Source organism: Streptomyces sp. NBC_01506, assembly GCF_045040295.1.
Lineage (GTDB): Bacteria > Actinomycetota > Actinomycetes > Streptomycetales > Streptomycetaceae > Streptomyces.
The window spans coordinates 360317-375109 of sequence record NZ_CP109422.1; the positions used below are offsets into that span (position 1 = coordinate 360317).

The window sequence follows — 14793 nt, forward strand, 5'->3', positions numbered from 1 at the left end:
CGGGCGTTACGTTCGCGGCCCCAGCAGTCGGACCGCGTCGGCCACCACCGTGCCGTCTGCGTCGTTGCTCAGCTCGACCGACGTGGTGAGGCCGGCCGACAGCCGGTAGGTGCCGAGCGAGGCCCACGAACCGCCGCGCGGCTCGGTGGCTCCCGGCAGCCGCTGGTCGATCCGGACGGTGTCGGTGCCGTTCGCGTGGACGACGGTGTACGGGGCGTTGCCCGCGCGGTTGGCGCGCGGGGCGTAGGAGACCTGGATCTCGTACGTGCCGTCCCGCGGCACCGCCGGGCGCCAGCGCACCACTCGCTCGCCCGAACCGGCGGGCGCCGCACGGTAGTTGCCGGACCAGTAGCCGGGGTCGGCGGTCGCCGTGGGCCAGCTTCCCGTGACGACCGCGAAGCCCAGCTTGTCGTTGTCCACGACCACTTCCCGGCGTACGTCGGCGGAGCCCGGCGCCTCGACCAGGCTGAGCGAGTCGAGGCCCAGCAGGATGCCGCCGCCCCGGCCGGTGCCCGTCACCGCGCACGTCACGGTGTGCCGTCCGGCGCTCAGCCGGGTGGTGCCCATCCGGGCCAGGTCGTAGCCGTCCGCCGACTGTGCCGTCGTGTCGATCACGTAGGCGGGCAGCCTGGTGCCCTGCACGGTGACGGTGGTCAACGCGCCGGCCGCCGACCGGTGGTAGCGCAGCAGCAGTTCGTACTCGCCGGCGCGCGGCACCCGGAAGGTGAACTCGGCCGTGCCGCCCACCTGTTCGGGGGTGAGGACCAGTCGCTCGCCGCGACGCGCGAGGGGATCGGCGACGGTGTCCACCGTGCCGCCCGTGACCCTGCGGTCCGTGTCGGCGAGGGCGACCACGGTCTCCCGGTGGTGGGGGCCACGGCGCAGGCTGTCCCGGCCCCGGGTGAGCCAGTCGAGCGAGAAGCGGCAGACGTTGACCCGGCGTGGCGCGCCGGCCAGGTCGCCGTCGCAGCCGTAGAGCAGCACGATCGTGCCGTCGGACAACCGGGCGAGGTCGGAGTAGAAGGAGCGGCGTTCGTTGATGACGCGCGAGTAGCGGTACGAGATGCCCTCGTCGTAACTGACCGACACCGTCATATTGGTCCTGACGGGCGAGTCGGGGCGGCTGAACAGCACCCGGTCGGTGTCGCGGCTGTCCGGGCCGCCCGTGTAGTGCAGCAGGCCGGCGTCCACCGCGTTGAACGCTCCGGTGCCGCCGTCGAACGCGGGCTGTGACCAGGTCAGGCCGCCGTCCGAGCTGACGGACACGATGCGCTGGCCCTCGCCGCCCGCCGCCGCGCGGCCGTTGACGAGTACGGTGCCGTCGGAGCGCTGCACCATCCGCGCCTCGTTCATGGGGTACGCGACCTGGACGGGCACTTCGCCGGTCGCCTTCCAGGTGGCGCCGTGGTCGTCGCTGTAGATCGGCGCGACGCCGTAGTACCGCTCGGCCACGGTGTTGCCGACGATCACCCTGCGGTGTGAGCAGTTGAGCAGCAGCCGGCCGGAGTCCAACTGGAGTCCGTGGCCCGGACCGGGCCCGTGCAGCGCCCAGTTGTAGGGAAACCCGTCGAACAGGCCCGCCAGATTGCGTACGGCGCCCCAGGTCCGGCCGCTGTCCCGACTGGAGATCACATAGAGGTCGCCGGAGTCGCCCGAGCAGGAGGTGTTCTGCGGCAGTCGGAGCGAGAGCATGTAGAAGAGGAAGACCTCCCGCGTCTGCCGGTCCACGACCAGGGCCGGGTTGCCCCAGGACTCCCCGCCGGTGGTGGTGACCAGTGGGCGGCTCGCCTCCCAGGTCGCGCCGCCGTCGGCGCTGCGGCGCAGCAGCAGTTCGCGGGGCCCGGCGTCACACACCTCGTGGCGGCCCTCGGTCACGGCGAGGACGGTGTCGTCGGGCAGCACGGCGAGCGCGTGGACGTGGTAGTTGACGAGCGGGCCCTCGACGGAGTCCCACAGGGTCTGTTCGTGGAAGTAGGTGCCGTGGGGGTCGGGCGCGGCGGAACTGCCGGGCGCGGATGGCCCGTTGGGCGCGGACGAGCGGTCGGCGGCGTGTGCCGCGGCGCCGAGGGCGCCGGGGCCCAGCGCGGCGGTCGCCGAGACACCGGCGACCCCCAGGGCGAAGGATCTGCGGTTCATGGCGGTGCGCTTGGGTCTGGAGTCGGACATGGTGAGCCACCCCTTTCGGGCGTTTCGGGCGGTACGGAGGGCGGAACCGGCGCGCGAAGGTGCGTGCGGTCCCGGAGGCGGGTGTCGATGTCGCGCTGTCGTCGTCGGGGCAGGCGTCGGACCGCAGGTGGTGGGGGCGAACGGTCTCGGGCGGAGCGCGTACCGGATCAGGCACGCGTACCGGATCAGGCGCGTATGAGAGCCGCGTCGAGCGGTGCCAGCAGGGTGAGCAGGGCGTGGCGCTCCGCCTCGGAGCAGGGTGTGAACGGCGCCGCCACATGCGGCGGGCACAGTCCGCGTGCCGCCAGAACGGCCTTCACCGCCGGGACGCCGGGGCGCACCGTATGCAGCGCCAGCACCTCGTCCAGCAGTCGTTGCGCGCGCCGCGCGTCGGCGTCCCGTCCTTCGCGATGCGCCCGGAACAGCTCGACGGCCGCCACCGGCGCCAGGTTGGCCACTCCGGGGACGACGCCGTCGGCGCCGAGCCGCAGTGCGTCGAGCGCCTGTCCTTCGGCGCCCTGGCTGACCCCGAAGTCGTCGCGGCGGCGGGCCGCCGCGACGGCGTGGGCGAAGAACTCGAGATCGCCGGAGCTGTCCTTGATGCCCACGAGGTGTGCCAGGTCCGCCAGTTGGTCGATCAGGGCGGGTGTCAGCGGATTGCTGTAGCGGGGAGCGTTGTAGGCCACGACGGGGACGCCGAGACCGGCCGTCGCCGCGTAGTGGGCGACGATCTCGTCGGGCCTGTGGTGGTAGTAGACCGGCGGGCTGAGCACCAGCGCGTCCGGCGCGGCGGACAGGACCGCCTCCGCCCGTGCCAGCGCCTCGGCGGTGCCGGGTGCCGTGACATTGACCAACACCGGCCCGCCGCCGGTCAGTTCGCGCCAGCGCCGGGCCACGCCGGTGGCGAAGTCGGCCAGCAGCGCCGTGGGCAGCAGCGGGCCTTCGCCGTTGCTGCCGAACAGCATGAGGCCGTGTGCGCCGGCCCCCGCCAGGGCGCCGAGCAGGGCGTCGGCGGCGGGGGCGGACGGCCGTCCCGGCCGGTCCATCGGGGTGACCAGCGGGACCATGACTCCGGCAAGCAGCGCGCGGCCGTCTGCCTGCTTCTCCCCCTCGGAGATACCTTTCTGACGTGTCGTCGGGTTCATCAGTACCCCTTGACCTCGGGCCAGGCCAGTTCGACACCGGCACGCGTGAGTTCGTCCTGGAAGTCACTCAGCCGCTCGCCGTCCTCGTAGACCTGCTCGATGTCGAGGTGGTTGTCGAGGCAGTACGCCGCCAGCGAGCCGGCCGCCTCGCCGATGTTCCACTCGACGGGGTGCAGCCGGTAGCAGCCGTTGGTGATGTGGGTGGTGCCGATGTTCTTGCACACGGGCAGCAGGTTCCGCAGCCGCACGGGCAGCAGGGCGCCGAGCGGGATCTGGAAGGGGCTGCTGGCGACATCGATGTAGGTGTCGCCGCCGGTGGACGGGTGCAGATCGATCCGGTACATCCCGATGCCGACGGAGTCCGGGTAGCGCACCGCGCCGTGTTCGCCCCGGACGGTGAGGGACAGGTCCTGTTCCACGATCCGGCGCCGGGCTACGATCCTGCGGGACTCACGGATGTACGGTGCCTTGGCCAGCCCGTCGGCCGTACCGAACACATCGCCGCGCAGCCGCAGTCCGGGCCAGCCGGTGCCGCCGTCGGGGCGGGGCGCCTCGGTCTGGAGCCAGTAGAACATGCTCATGCTCAGCTCTCGGGCCCCGGCCAGATGCCGGTCCCGCTCCTTGTCGTCCACCCCGATCAGCGGCCCCGGCAGATAGTCGATCATGGGCCAGTTGACGATGGTCACGTCGCTCGTGACGAAGCCGGGCCGGTAGAGCTTGCGCGAGAGAACCCGGCGGAACTCCCACAGTTCCTTGTCGCCCGCGTCCTTGCTCTGGTCGGCGACGACCGGGCCCGAGTCGGCGTTGGGCGTGAAGCCGCGCTCCACGGTCCGAAGGGTCCTCGGGTCGGGCGCGCTCAGACTCAGCAGCCTGTTCGGCCACTGGGGAGGGTGGTACACGGCCCAACTGTCGTAGCCGGCCGGGCGGTCGACGGTGTGGTCCTCACCCGCCAGATGGTCGACGGCGAACACCCAGGAGAACGCCTGCATGTTGGCCGGCCGTGCCTCGTCGGGCGCGCTCGGCTCCCCCGTGTCGTGCCGCGACTCGAAGCCCGTCACATGCTCGGCGCCGGTGAGCGGCAGCAGGTCGCCGAGTTCCGTCGCGTCCAGGACGTACGGCGCCGAGACCTCGACCCGCGTACCGTCCGGCCCTTCGACCACCACGGACCGCACGCGGTCGCCGTCCACGGAGGCGGCCACGGGCCGGTGCCCGTACAGGATCCGCAGCCGGCCCGCCGATACGTACGGCGCGACCATCGCGTCGAGGACGGCGGCGGCGACCCTGGGCTCGTGGCACAGCGCGCTCACCCGCCCCTCGCCCGGATTGAGATAACGGCGCCTGCGCGCCTCGTCGGTCAGCGGATACCACGTCCGGTAGTGGTCGCGGATCGCCTCACGCAGCGCGCGGTAGGTGCGGGTGGCGCCGAACTGCTCGATCCAGGCGTGCTCGTCGGGCGGTACGCCCTGGCTGGTGAGCTGGCCACCGATCCAGTCGGTCTCCTCGGTGAGCAGGACCGTCCGCCCCCGGTCGAGGGCGGCGAGCGCGGCGGCCACGCCGCCGAGGCCCCCGCCGACCACGAGGATGTCCGTGGCTGCCGCTGTCTCTCCGCTCATACGCCGGTCCCCTCCCCTACGACACCCGTGCTGCCGGTACTGCCCGTGCTCCCTGTACTGCCTGAGCTGCCCGAACTGTCCGAACCGTCCAAACCGTTGGGGCCGAGCGCGAAGCTCCGGGGTACGCCCCGTACGTCCACCGCCACCGGCGATCCCCCGCCCGGCGGTGTGACGAGCAGGTCGCCGGTGCCCTCGGCGGTGCCGCTGACGCCATCGGCGGTCAGCCGATAGCCCCGTACGACCACCCCCGGCGCCATGTCCAGCAGGACGCGCCCGTCCAGGCTGACGGTGAGCCGGTCGGCAGCCCGTACGGCGAGCAGGCCCTCGCCGAGCGGCAGATTGATCAGTTCGGCAGGTTCGCCGGGGTGGGCGAACCGCCAGCCGTCCGGCCGCGCGTCGGCCAGTTCGCCGAACGCGAGATACGCGAGGAGTCCGCCCCATGCCATCAGTCCGTCCGAGCGCTTCTGAAAACCCGTCAGATTCTCCCCGTCGATGGCCGGATAGTTCTCCCTGACGTGGCCGTGCTCCCGCCATTCGTCGAGAAACAGCCCCAACAGCGCCCCCACCACCGGGCGGCTCAGCTCGGTCAGCCCGTACCGCCGCAGCCCCCCTACGGCGAGATACGCCATCGGGGCCCAGATCCGGCCGCGCCAGTACGTCGCCGCGAAGCCGGGGTCGTTCCTGGCGACGCTGGGCAGCGGCCTTACCCCGCCCAGCACTTCGGGCCGCAGCAGATCGGCCGCCACGGCCGCCGCCCGCCCGGCGTCCGGCAGACCGCCCAGCAGCGCGTACAGCATCGTCGGCGAGACATGCGGATCATGGACACCGGCCGCCGTGAGATTGCGGTAGCCGCCGCGCTCGCCGTCCCACAGCAGACGGTCGGCGACCGTCTTGGCCGAGGCGGCCCCGGCCCGCAGCCGGCCGGCCGTCGCGTGCTCGCCCAGGATGTCGGCGATCGCCGCCAGTGCCTCGGCGTCGGCGATGTGCAGCGCGTTCAGTCCGACGTCGGCCAGGTCCATGGTGTGGGTCTCGGGGTCGTACAGCGACTCGTCGTACATCGGCGAATCGTCAAGGCCCGACTCGCGTTTGGCCCGGTCCAGGGTCGCCGACGCGGGGTCGCCCGCGATCGGGTCGGAGCCCCAGGCGAGCAGCCCGTGCGGTCCCCGGCGGGCCCGGGGCCACCAGTCGTGCCAGGCCAGGAGGGCCGGGTAGGTGTCGGTCAGCAGCGCGGCGTCGCGGGTACCCGGCGACAGGCCGCCCGCCAGATACGCCTGATACACCGTCAGGGCGCCGACCGGCGGCTGCGATCGGTCGTCGGTGCGGCCCGCGTCGTCCGAGACCCGGTTGGGGATCATGCCGGCCTCGTCGGCGTACGGGAGGATCTGCCCGAACACAGCGCGCGCGTAGTCCCGGTCGACGGCGGAGGCGGCCAGGCCGGTGAAGAACGTGTCCCACGCGTGCAGGGCCCAGGTGCCGTAGAAGCCCTTGCGCTCGGCGCAGACGAAATCGCGCGACGTCGGGGTGAGGACGCGGTCGATGTCGGGGGCGTGGATGGTGTTCCAGGTGACGGCCCTGGTCAGGGCGTCGGCGGCGTCGCCCAGCCAGCCGCCGGAGCGCAGTCGGGTCCGGTCGGACGCGGCGCGGCGCGCTTCGATCACGGTGCCGGTCTCTGCCACCGTCCCCGGCGCGTTCTCCGGCGTGTTCACCGGCGTGTTCTCCGGCGTGTTCTCCGGCGCGATACGCACTTCTACGGTGCTGGTCCCGGCGTCGAACGCCAGGGTCAGCGTGTGCGCGGGGCTCTCGATGCGGCGGGCCGGTGACGAGGTGGTGACCGTCCAACGCACGTCCCCCACAAGGACGTTGACCCCGCCATCGCCCGTGGGCTCCTCGACGCCGTCCAGCCCCTCCACGGACAGCACGACACCGCCGGTGCTCTCGGCGCGGGCATGCAGGACATCGCCGGGGCCGCCCGCGAAGGCCAGCCGCAGTGGGTGGCCCGCCGCCCGTACCGTCACCTCGGCGTATGTGCCGTCCACGGTGTGCGGCCCCAGCCGCTCGAGGCCGTCGCGCCAGGTGAACCCGTCGAGCACCGGACCGTCGGGGCCGATCACGCCGAACCGCACGCTTGGTCCGGACGGCAGCGCGCTCATGCCGGTGTGGGTGCGCACGTCCCAGGTGTTCCAGCCGGTCGCCGCCGGGGTGCCGGCGGCGCGCTTCTCGCTCATGCGACTCTCACTCATACAACCGCCTTGTCGTCGGCGGTGCCGTCGTCCGGCGCCGCGTCGGCCAGGTCCAGGGCCGCGTCCAGCAGTTCCCGGGTGTACGGGTGGCGCGGCGCGGTCAGCACCTCGCCGGTGCCGCCCTGCTCCACGATCACACCCCGGCGCATCACCGCCACCCGGTCGGCGATCTGGTGCACCACGCCCAGGTCGTGGGAGATGAACAGCATCGCGAGCCGGTGTCTGCCGCGCAGATCGATCAGCAGCCGCAGGATCTGGGCCTGGACCGACACGTCGAGCGCGGACACCGCCTCGTCGCACACCAGCAGCCGTGGCCGTACCGCCAGCGCTCTGGCGATGCTGACCCGCTGGCACTGACCGCCCGACAGGTCTCCCGCCCGCCGCGACGCCACCTCGGGATCGAGTCCCATGTCGGCCAGGAGCCGGTGCAGCGCCTCGGTGCGGTCGCCCTCGGGGGCGGTGACCGGGTGGGTCTGCCAGACCTCGGCGATGATCGAGGCGACCGTCATCCGGGGGTTCAGCGACGAACGCGGATCCTGGAACACCATCTGCACGGCACGCCGCAGCTCCGGCGGCCGGCGTCCCGCCCGGCCGAGCGGCCGGCCGTCGAGGGTGAGTGTCCCGGCCCCCGGCCGCAGCAGCCCCGCCACGCAGCGGGCGACGGTCGTCTTGCCGGAACCCGACTCGCCGACCAGCCCGAGGGTTTCCTCGGGTGCCACGGACAGGCTCACCCCGTCCACGGCGACCGTGCCGCCCCGGCGGCCTCTCCCCCGTCCGCCGTAGCTGACCCGCAGATCGCGTACATCGAGCAGTTCGCCGGGCCCGTCGGTGGCGTTCACGATCCCAGCACCTCCTCGGCGAAATGACAGGCGCTCCAGCGCCCGTGCGCCACCTCCCGGACCTCCGGCACCTCGTCGCGGCACCGCGCGCGGGCCAGCGGACAGCGCGGATGGAACGCGCAGCCGGTTGGCCTGCCCGCCGGTGTCGCCGGGGCGCCCGGCAGCGGATCGGCCGGCACCGTACGGGTGCGGACGGCGGGCACGCTGCGTACCAGGGCGGCGGTGTACGGGTGGGCCGGGCGGCGCAGTACGTCACGGGCGGGCCCGCGCTCGCAGACCCGTCCCGCGTACATCACCACCACCTGCTGGGCGACGTGCGACACGACCCGCAGGTCGTGGCTGACGAGCAGCATGGCCAGCCCGTCCGCCGACCGGATCTGGGCGAGCAGCCGCAGGATCCGGGCCTGCACGGTGACGTCGAGCGCGGTGGTCGGTTCGTCGGCGAGCAGCAGCGACGGCTCTCCGGCCAACGCCAGTGCGATCATGGCGCGTTGGCGCAGACCGCCGGACAGCTCGTGGGGGTAGGCGCGCGCCCGCCGCTCCGGTTCCGGTACACCGGCCCGGTCGAGGAGTGCCACGACCCGGCGGCGTACCTCGGCACGCGGCAGCCCGTCGCGGCGCGGGATCTCGCCGACCTGGCGGCCGATCCGCTGGGTCGGGTTGAGCGCGGCGAGCGGGTCCTGGAAGATCATCGCGATCTCCCGGCCGCGTACCGCGCGGCGCCTGGCCGGGCCGGCGGCGATCAGGTCCTCGCCGTGCCACAGAAGCCGCCCCGCCAGGGTGGCGCCCTCGGGCGGCAGTCCCAGGATCGCGCGGGCGGTCATCGTCTTCCCGCTGCCCGACTCGCCGATCAGTCCTACGGTGGTGGCGTGCGGTACGTCGAAGGACACACCGTCCACCACGCGCACCCGGCCGGCGCGCGGGCCCGGCAGTTCCACGACGAGATCGTCGACCCGCAGCGGGGGCCCGTCCGTCGCGGGCGCCTGTTTCAGGGCTCCGCTCTCGCGCGCGGTTCCGCTCTCGCGCGCCGTTCCGGCCGGGGTCATGACCCACCGGTCCGTACGGTGGCGAAGTCCGGCAGGCCGCTGGCGTCGGGGGTGAAGCCCGTCAGGCCGCTGTTCCAGGCGTACGCGATGCTCACCGTCATCGGGTACATCCCGACGGCGTCACGCCAGATGATCTCGCTCGCCCGGCCGTAGAGGTCGGTGCGCTTCTGCTTGTCGGCGGTGGCTCCCGCAGCCGCGAGCAGCGTGTCCAACTCGTCGTTGCAGTAACCGTTCCGCTTGGCCTCGCAGGTGTAGAGGCGGCCGAGGTTGCTGGCCGCGTCGTAGGTGGGGGTGGTCAACTGCTGGAAGTTGATGTCCCACTTGAGCGCGATCAGGTCCTCCGTGAAGGTGGCCTGCTCCTTCTCCAGCGGCTCGGCCCGTACGCCGGCCTTCTTGAGGTCCGAGACGACGGCCTGGATGAAGGGCCGGAACTCGGCGTTGGCGAACTGAAGTCGCAGCGTCTTCGAGAAGTCGAAGCCCGCGGCGGTGAGCGCCGTCCTGGCGGCTGCCGCGTCGTAGGTCACGGGCGACTGCGGTACGTGTCCCAGTACGACGCTCGTCACGGGCGCGTCGGCGGGCTTGCCGGTCTCGGGGTAGAGCTCGGCGATGATGGTCCTGAAGTCGACCGCCTGCCAGATCGCCCGGCGGACCTTCGCGTCCTTGAGCGCGGGCGTCGAGGAGTTGAACCACATGGTGAACTCGGCGGTGCTCGGCACCGTACGCACCGTGAGGTCCTTCTCACCCTTCAGGGAGGCCAGTTGGTCGTCGGGGATGCCCCACAGGATGTCCACCTCGCCGGTGCGCAGCGCCGTCATCCGCGCGGACAGCTCCGGGATGTTGCGTACGGTCACCCGGCCGGGCGCGGGCTTGTCGCCCCCGTACTTCTTGTTGGGCACCAGGACCAGCGACTCGCCGGGTGTGAAGCCGTCGACCGTGAACGGGCCCGAGCCGACAGGGTGGTTGAAGAACGCGGTGTCGCTCTCGCCGACGCCCGAGGGGATGACGTAGAAGGTGCTGAGCTTGCCGGGAACGGACGCGTCGGGAGCCGGGCTGTTGAGCACGACTTCGGTGGCGGAGGTCCTGGTCATCGTGGCGCCGGGGAAATTGCCCGCGTTGGGGCCGTCGAGGCTCATCATCCGCTTGAACGAGGCGACCACGTCGTCGGCGTCGAGCGCGGAGCCGTCGGAGAACGTGATGCCCTCGCGCAGCGTGAACGTCCAGGTGGTGACGTCCTTGTCGGGCTTCCAGGAGGTGGCGAGGTCGCCGGTGAGGGTGCCGTCCGGATCGGGTTTCACGAGTCTGCCGAAGATCTGCTGACCGGCCAACTGCGTACCGGTGGAGGCGCCTTGGGCGCCGTGCGGGTCCAGGCTCTCGATCGGGTAGGTGCCGGAGGCCGTCACCTCGCCCGAGGCGCCGGAACCGCCCTCGCCGTCGTCGCCGCCGCCGGATGTCGTCGAACAGGCGGCGAGGAGCGCCGCGCCCGCCGTGGCGGTGGCGGCGAGCCGGATCAGCCGGCTCCGCCCGAACTCACGCGTGTTGGTCATGGTGGTGCTCCTGTCTGGGAACGAGGGTGGTGGATCGCGGTACGGCGAAGTCGGTGGGACGACGGCGGATTCGTCAGGGGTACGGCGGTGAGCCGGCCGGAATCGGTCAGTCGGTGCGGCCACGCCGGTAGCGGGCGGTGAGCTGGTCGCCGAGAATGCCGACGTTGATGATCAGAAGGGACAGCGCGATGCCGGGGAGGGTGGAGATCCACCACTGGGGTTCGAGGTATTCCTTGCCGTTCGCGATGGTCTGCCCCCATGACACCGTCGAGGGCGGCAGCCCGATGCCGAGGAAGCTGAGTCCCGCCTCGGCCAGTACCACCAGCGCGAATTCGAGTGTGGCGAGTGCGACGATCGGCCCTGCCGTGAACGGGAGCACGTGCCGCACGAGGATGGTCCGGCCCGGCACGCCCAGTACCCGCGCGGCGTCGACCCAGGGCCGTTCCCTGATGGAGAGCGCGACACCGCGTGTGACACGGGCGAAGGAGATCCAGCCGGTCGCCGAGAGCGCGACGACCACCAGCAGAACGCTGCGGTCGAAGGCGCCCGCGATCACGATCGCCAGCAGGATCGCGGGAAACGCCAGCAGGATGTCGAAGACCCGGGCCAGTACGGCGTCGACCGCGCCGCGGAAGTAGCCGGCGACGGCGCCGAGGACGACTCCGACCAGACAGGAGATCGCGACCGTGGAGACGCCGATGATCACGGAGGTCCTGGCCCCGTAGACGATCTGGGCCAGCACATCGCGGCCGAGGCCGTCCGTGCCGAACCAGGCCGTGGCGCCGGTGGACGTCCGGGAGCCGGGCGCGAGCAGCCGGTCCTCCAGGGACGTGTTCACCGGGTCGTAATCCATCAGCAGCGGTCCCAGGACGGCGACCAGCAGATAGCAGCCCACGACCAGGTAGGGGATACGGGAGAGCAGTCGGCGCCGCGCGCGGGGCGGGGCGGTCGTGAGCTGTTCGGCGGCGGTGGCGATGTCGGCCATCAGACGGCTCCCGTCCGGATGCGCGGGTCCAGTTGGGCGATGAGCAGGTCGGCCGCCAGGTTCAGTACGACGACGATGCCCGCGATCAGGAGCGTGACGCCCTGCACGACGGCGTAGTCGCGGTTGGCCACCGCGTCCACCACGAGCGAGCCGAGGCCGGGCCAGGCGAAGACGTTCTCGACGATCACGGCGCCGCCGACCAGGGCACCGACCTGGACGCCCACCACGGTCACCACCGGGATCAGCGAGTTGCGCAGTGCGTGGCCGAGCAGCACCTGACGCTCCGTCAATCCCTTGGAGAGCGCGGTCTGTACGTACTCCTCACGCATCGTCTCCGCGACACTGGTCCGGGTCAGCCGGGCGATGATCGCGATGAACGGGAACGACAGGGTGATGGCCGGCAGCACCAGATGCTGCGGCGTACCGACGCCCGAACTGGGCAGCAGGCGCAGGCCGAGCGAGAAGACGAGCACCAGCATGATGCCGATCCAGAAGGTGGGGAACGACTGGAGGGCGATCGTGCAGGCCGACACCACCCGGTCGAGCGGGCCACCCGGCCGGCCGCCGGCCACCATGCCGAGGGTCAGTCCGACGACGACCGCGATCGCGGTGGCCGTCAGGGTCAGGTCGATCGTGGCGGGCAGCCGGTCGAGGACCGCGTCCATGGCGGGCCTGCCGAGCCGATGCGACTCACCGAAGTCGAGGCGGGAGACATCGCCGAGGTAGCTCAGATACTGGGCGCCGAGGGACCGGTCGAGTCCGAGGGAGGCGCGCAGCCGGTCGATCTGGCTCTGGTCGGCGTCCGGGCCGAGCAGCACGGTCGCCGGGTCGCCGGGCGCTGCCCGGACGATCAGGAAGATCAGCGAGGCGGCGCCCCACATCACGAAGACCCCGACGAGCAGCCGGTGCGCGATCATACGGATCATGTCCCGGGCCTCCCGTCGGCGGGCTGCGGCGGAACCGGGCTGTGGGGGGCCACGCTCCGGGGCGCCGGGCTCCCGGGCACCGGGCTCCGTGGCGCCGGGCTCCGTGGCGCCGGCCCGATCGAGTCGCCCGGCACGAACACGCAGGGCACCGTGAGCTGTTGAGGCTCGGGGGCCTCCTGGTCGAGCAGTTCGATCAGTACGCGTACGGCCTCACCGGCCATCTCCGCGCGGGGCAGCGAGAACCGGGTCCAGTTCCGCGACTCGGGCGTCCAGGACGGCGGGTCGCCCAGCAGGGCGAGCGAGCAGTCCTGCGGAAACCGGACCCGCTCCGTACCGGCCACCGCCGCCAGCGCCTCGGTGAGCCGGTTGTCCTCGGCCGGTTCGACCAGCAGCGCGGTGATGCCGAGCCCCCCGATCCACTCCTCCACGTGCTCGATCGACAGCTCCGCCGGATCGGCCAGGCTCCGGATCAGCGCCTCGTCCGGGACGAGGCCGGCCTCGGCCAGTCCGCGCCGGTATCCCTCCGCACGGTCCCTGGTGGGCTCGCTGTCCTCCAGGGCCCGCAGATACAGGATCCGCCGGTGGCCCAGTCGCGCCAGTTCGGCGACGAGTGCGCTGGTCGCCGAGACGTAGTCGGCCGCCACGTAGGACAGTTCACCGTCGTCGACCTCACGGCGTCCGACGAAGACGAAGGGAAAGTCCTCACGGACGAGCGCGGACAACTCCTCGCGGCGCACGTTCCTGCCGAGCAGGACACAACCGTCCGCTATTTTCAGCCGGTTGGACCCGCCCACGTAGATCGCGCGGTCGGCGGCCGTGTCGGTCGAGCTGAACAGCAGCAGGTCATATCCCTGGCGCGCGGTTTCGTCCGCCACGCCGAGCAGGAACGGATAGTAGAAGTCGCGCTGATCGGTGGGGAAAACCGATTCGAAGGTGTAGAGCCCGAGCAGCCGGTTCCGGCCGCCTTTCAGACTGCGCGCGGCGACGTTGGCGGTGTAGCCCAGTTCCTCGGCCGCCGCCAGGACGGCCCGGCGTGTCGATTCCGCGATCTGGGTACTCGCCACGCCTCCGCTGATCACCAGCGACACCGTCGCCTGGGAGACGCCGGCGCGCCGGGCGATATCCCGTTGGGTGGACCGTCGACGCCGTGCGGGAGGGGCCATGAACACTCCCAACTAATACGTATTAGCAAGTGCCGCAAGACGCTACTCGGATGCCGCGAAACGCGTCAAGAGTCGTGAACGGCCTTTGTTTCTTCCGTTTCCGGCACATGATCCGATCGTGTGGCGTGACAGGATTCGCCATCCGTACGCACGGGCGAGCCATGGCACGCGAGCGCGAATTTCAGGAACATCGAAAAGGCGACCGCATTCCGGCGTCGCGGTGGAAAGGGAATTCGATGACCGTCCGCACCGTTTCGGAACATCCGCGAGGCCACTCGGCACCCGACAGCCTCGCGACCCGCTTCGACCGGGACGGTTACGCGGTGCTGCCGGGCGCGCTGACGCCGGACGAGGTGGCGGAGCTGCGGGCCGAGACCCTGCGGATCTGCCGGGGCGAGCGGGGCGCCGTCGAGGGAGCGCTGCCGGCGGTCGCGGGCGAGAGCGACGACGACACCGTCCGCAGATTCCTGTGCGTGCACTATCCGCACAAGCTGTCGGCGCTCATGCTCGACACCATGCGCCATCCCGCGATCGTGGGACCGCTGACCGAGGTCATCGGGCCCGACATCAAGTCGATGCAGTCGATGCTGTTCATCAAGTCCGAGGGCAAGCCGGGCCAGGCGTGGCATCAGGACGAGATGTTCATCCCCACCCGTGACCGGTCGCTGACCGCCGCCTGGCTCGCCCTCGACGACGCCACCGTCGACAACGGCTGTCTGTGGGTCCTGCCGGGTTCGCACCGGCCGGGCGTCGTCTACCCCAACCGCGAGCACGACGACGCCCGTTACGACTGCACGGTCGAGTCCTACGACTTCCCGTACGACGAGGCGGACGCCGTTCCCGTCGAGATCGGCGCCGGATCGGTGCTGCTTTTCAACGGCTATCTGCTGCACAAGTCACTGCCCAACACTGGGCGGGGCTTCCGGCGGGCCCTGGTCAACCACTACATGAGCGCGGCGTCGCTGCTGCCGTGGGCACCTCCGGAGGCCGAACGGCCCATGGCCCAGGCCGACTTCCGTGACGTCGTGCTGGTCGCCGGGCGCGATCCGTACGCCTACAAGGGCCTCACCGACATCCGTACGCCCCGGGTACGGCCCGACCGGTCCGGGGGCTGCGACAGGTGAGG

The 14793-nt window shown here is 71.8% G+C and carries 11 protein-coding genes; 1 reads left to right on the forward strand and 10 read right to left on the reverse strand.

From position 1 onward, the window contains the following. Positions 1 to 6: 6 nt before the first annotated feature. The 10 genes from OG329_RS01585 to OG329_RS01630 all read right to left on the reverse strand — a co-directional run bounded on the left by OG329_RS01585 (position 7) and on the right by OG329_RS01630 (position 13667). On the reverse strand, positions 7 to 2166 hold the full coding sequence (locus OG329_RS01585; RefSeq protein ID WP_405792025.1) for an exo-alpha-sialidase: 2160 nt from the start codon (positions 2164 to 2166) through the stop codon (positions 7 to 9). A 185-nt stretch (positions 2167 to 2351) separates the two neighbouring features. Next, positions 2352 to 3311, reverse strand: coding sequence for a dihydrodipicolinate synthase family protein (locus tag OG329_RS01590; RefSeq protein WP_405792027.1), 960 nt, complete (start codon positions 3309 to 3311; stop codon positions 2352 to 2354). Continuing rightward, on the reverse strand, positions 3311 to 4924 hold the full coding sequence (locus OG329_RS01595; RefSeq protein WP_405792029.1) for an FAD-dependent oxidoreductase: 1614 nt from the start codon (positions 4922 to 4924) through the stop codon (positions 3311 to 3313). Before OG329_RS01595 ends, OG329_RS01590 begins: the two co-directional genes overlap by 1 nt. After that, positions 4921 to 7164, reverse strand: coding sequence for an MGH1-like glycoside hydrolase domain-containing protein (locus OG329_RS01600; RefSeq protein ID WP_405792031.1), 2244 nt, complete (start codon positions 7162 to 7164; stop codon positions 4921 to 4923). Before OG329_RS01600 ends, OG329_RS01595 begins: the two co-directional genes overlap by 4 nt. Beyond that, complete coding sequence (locus OG329_RS01605; RefSeq protein ID WP_405792033.1) at positions 7161 to 8003, reverse strand: ATP-binding cassette domain-containing protein; 843 nt, start codon at positions 8001 to 8003, stop codon at positions 7161 to 7163. Before OG329_RS01605 ends, OG329_RS01600 begins: the two co-directional genes overlap by 4 nt. After that, entirely contained in the window at positions 8000 to 9049 is a 1050-nt protein-coding gene (locus OG329_RS01610; RefSeq protein WP_405792035.1) for an ABC transporter ATP-binding protein, read from the reverse strand. Before OG329_RS01610 ends, OG329_RS01605 begins: the two co-directional genes overlap by 4 nt. Then, the gene (locus tag OG329_RS01615; protein ID WP_405792037.1) at positions 9046 to 10593 is read right to left on the reverse strand and encodes an ABC transporter substrate-binding protein; all 1548 of its coding nucleotides are present in this window, start codon (positions 10591 to 10593) and stop codon (positions 9046 to 9048) included. The genes OG329_RS01610 and OG329_RS01615 overlap by 4 nt, the downstream gene beginning before the upstream one ends. 106 nt (positions 10594 to 10699) lie before the next feature. After that, positions 10700 to 11578 (reverse strand): ABC transporter permease, encoded by an 879-nt coding sequence (locus tag OG329_RS01620; RefSeq protein ID WP_405792039.1) that lies wholly within the window; start codon positions 11576 to 11578, stop codon positions 10700 to 10702. After that, positions 11578 to 12504, reverse strand: coding sequence for an ABC transporter permease (locus tag OG329_RS01625; RefSeq protein ID WP_405792041.1), 927 nt, complete (start codon positions 12502 to 12504; stop codon positions 11578 to 11580). Before OG329_RS01625 ends, OG329_RS01620 begins: the two co-directional genes overlap by 1 nt. Beyond that, a complete protein-coding gene (locus OG329_RS01630) occupies positions 12501 to 13667 on the reverse strand; it encodes a LacI family DNA-binding transcriptional regulator (protein ID WP_405792043.1) in 1167 nt (388 codons plus the stop codon). The genes OG329_RS01625 and OG329_RS01630 overlap by 4 nt, the downstream gene beginning before the upstream one ends. Positions 13668 to 13903: 236 nt before the next feature. Here OG329_RS01630 and OG329_RS01635 point away from each other — a divergent pair, with 236 nt between their 5' ends. Next, positions 13904 to 14791 (forward strand): phytanoyl-CoA dioxygenase family protein, encoded by an 888-nt coding sequence (locus tag OG329_RS01635; RefSeq protein ID WP_405792045.1) that lies wholly within the window; start codon positions 13904 to 13906, stop codon positions 14789 to 14791. Positions 14792 to 14793 lie beyond the last annotated feature (2 nt).

What these genes read in the sequence shown, in the direction of transcription:
- OG329_RS01585 (WP_405792025.1), bottom strand. Translation starts at nt 2,166, where the DNA reads ATGTCCGACTCCAGACCCAAGCGCACCGCCATGAACCGCAGATCCTTC.
- OG329_RS01590 (WP_405792027.1), bottom strand. Translation starts at nt 3,311, where the DNA reads ATGAACCCGACGACACGTCAGAAAGGTATCTCCGAGGGGGAGAAGCAG.
- OG329_RS01595 (WP_405792029.1), bottom strand. Translation starts at nt 4,924, where the DNA reads ATGAGCGGAGAGACAGCGGCAGCCACGGACATCCTCGTGGTCGGCGGG.
- OG329_RS01600 (WP_405792031.1), bottom strand. Translation starts at nt 7,164, where the DNA reads ATGAGTGAGAGTCGCATGAGCGAGAAGCGCGCCGCCGGCACCCCGGCG.
- OG329_RS01610 (WP_405792035.1), bottom strand. Translation starts at nt 9,049, where the DNA reads ATGACCCCGGCCGGAACGGCGCGCGAGAGCGGAACCGCGCGCGAGAGC.
- OG329_RS01615 (WP_405792037.1), bottom strand. Translation starts at nt 10,593, where the DNA reads ATGACCAACACGCGTGAGTTCGGGCGGAGCCGGCTGATCCGGCTCGCC.
- OG329_RS01620 (WP_405792039.1), bottom strand. Translation starts at nt 11,578, where the DNA reads ATGGCCGACATCGCCACCGCCGCCGAACAGCTCACGACCGCCCCGCCC.
- OG329_RS01625 (WP_405792041.1), bottom strand. Translation starts at nt 12,504, where the DNA reads ATGATCCGTATGATCGCGCACCGGCTGCTCGTCGGGGTCTTCGTGATG.
- OG329_RS01630 (WP_405792043.1), bottom strand. Translation starts at nt 13,667, where the DNA reads ATGGCCCCTCCCGCACGGCGTCGACGGTCCACCCAACGGGATATCGCC.
- OG329_RS01635 (WP_405792045.1), top strand. Translation starts at nt 13,904, where the DNA reads ATGACCGTCCGCACCGTTTCGGAACATCCGCGAGGCCACTCGGCACCC.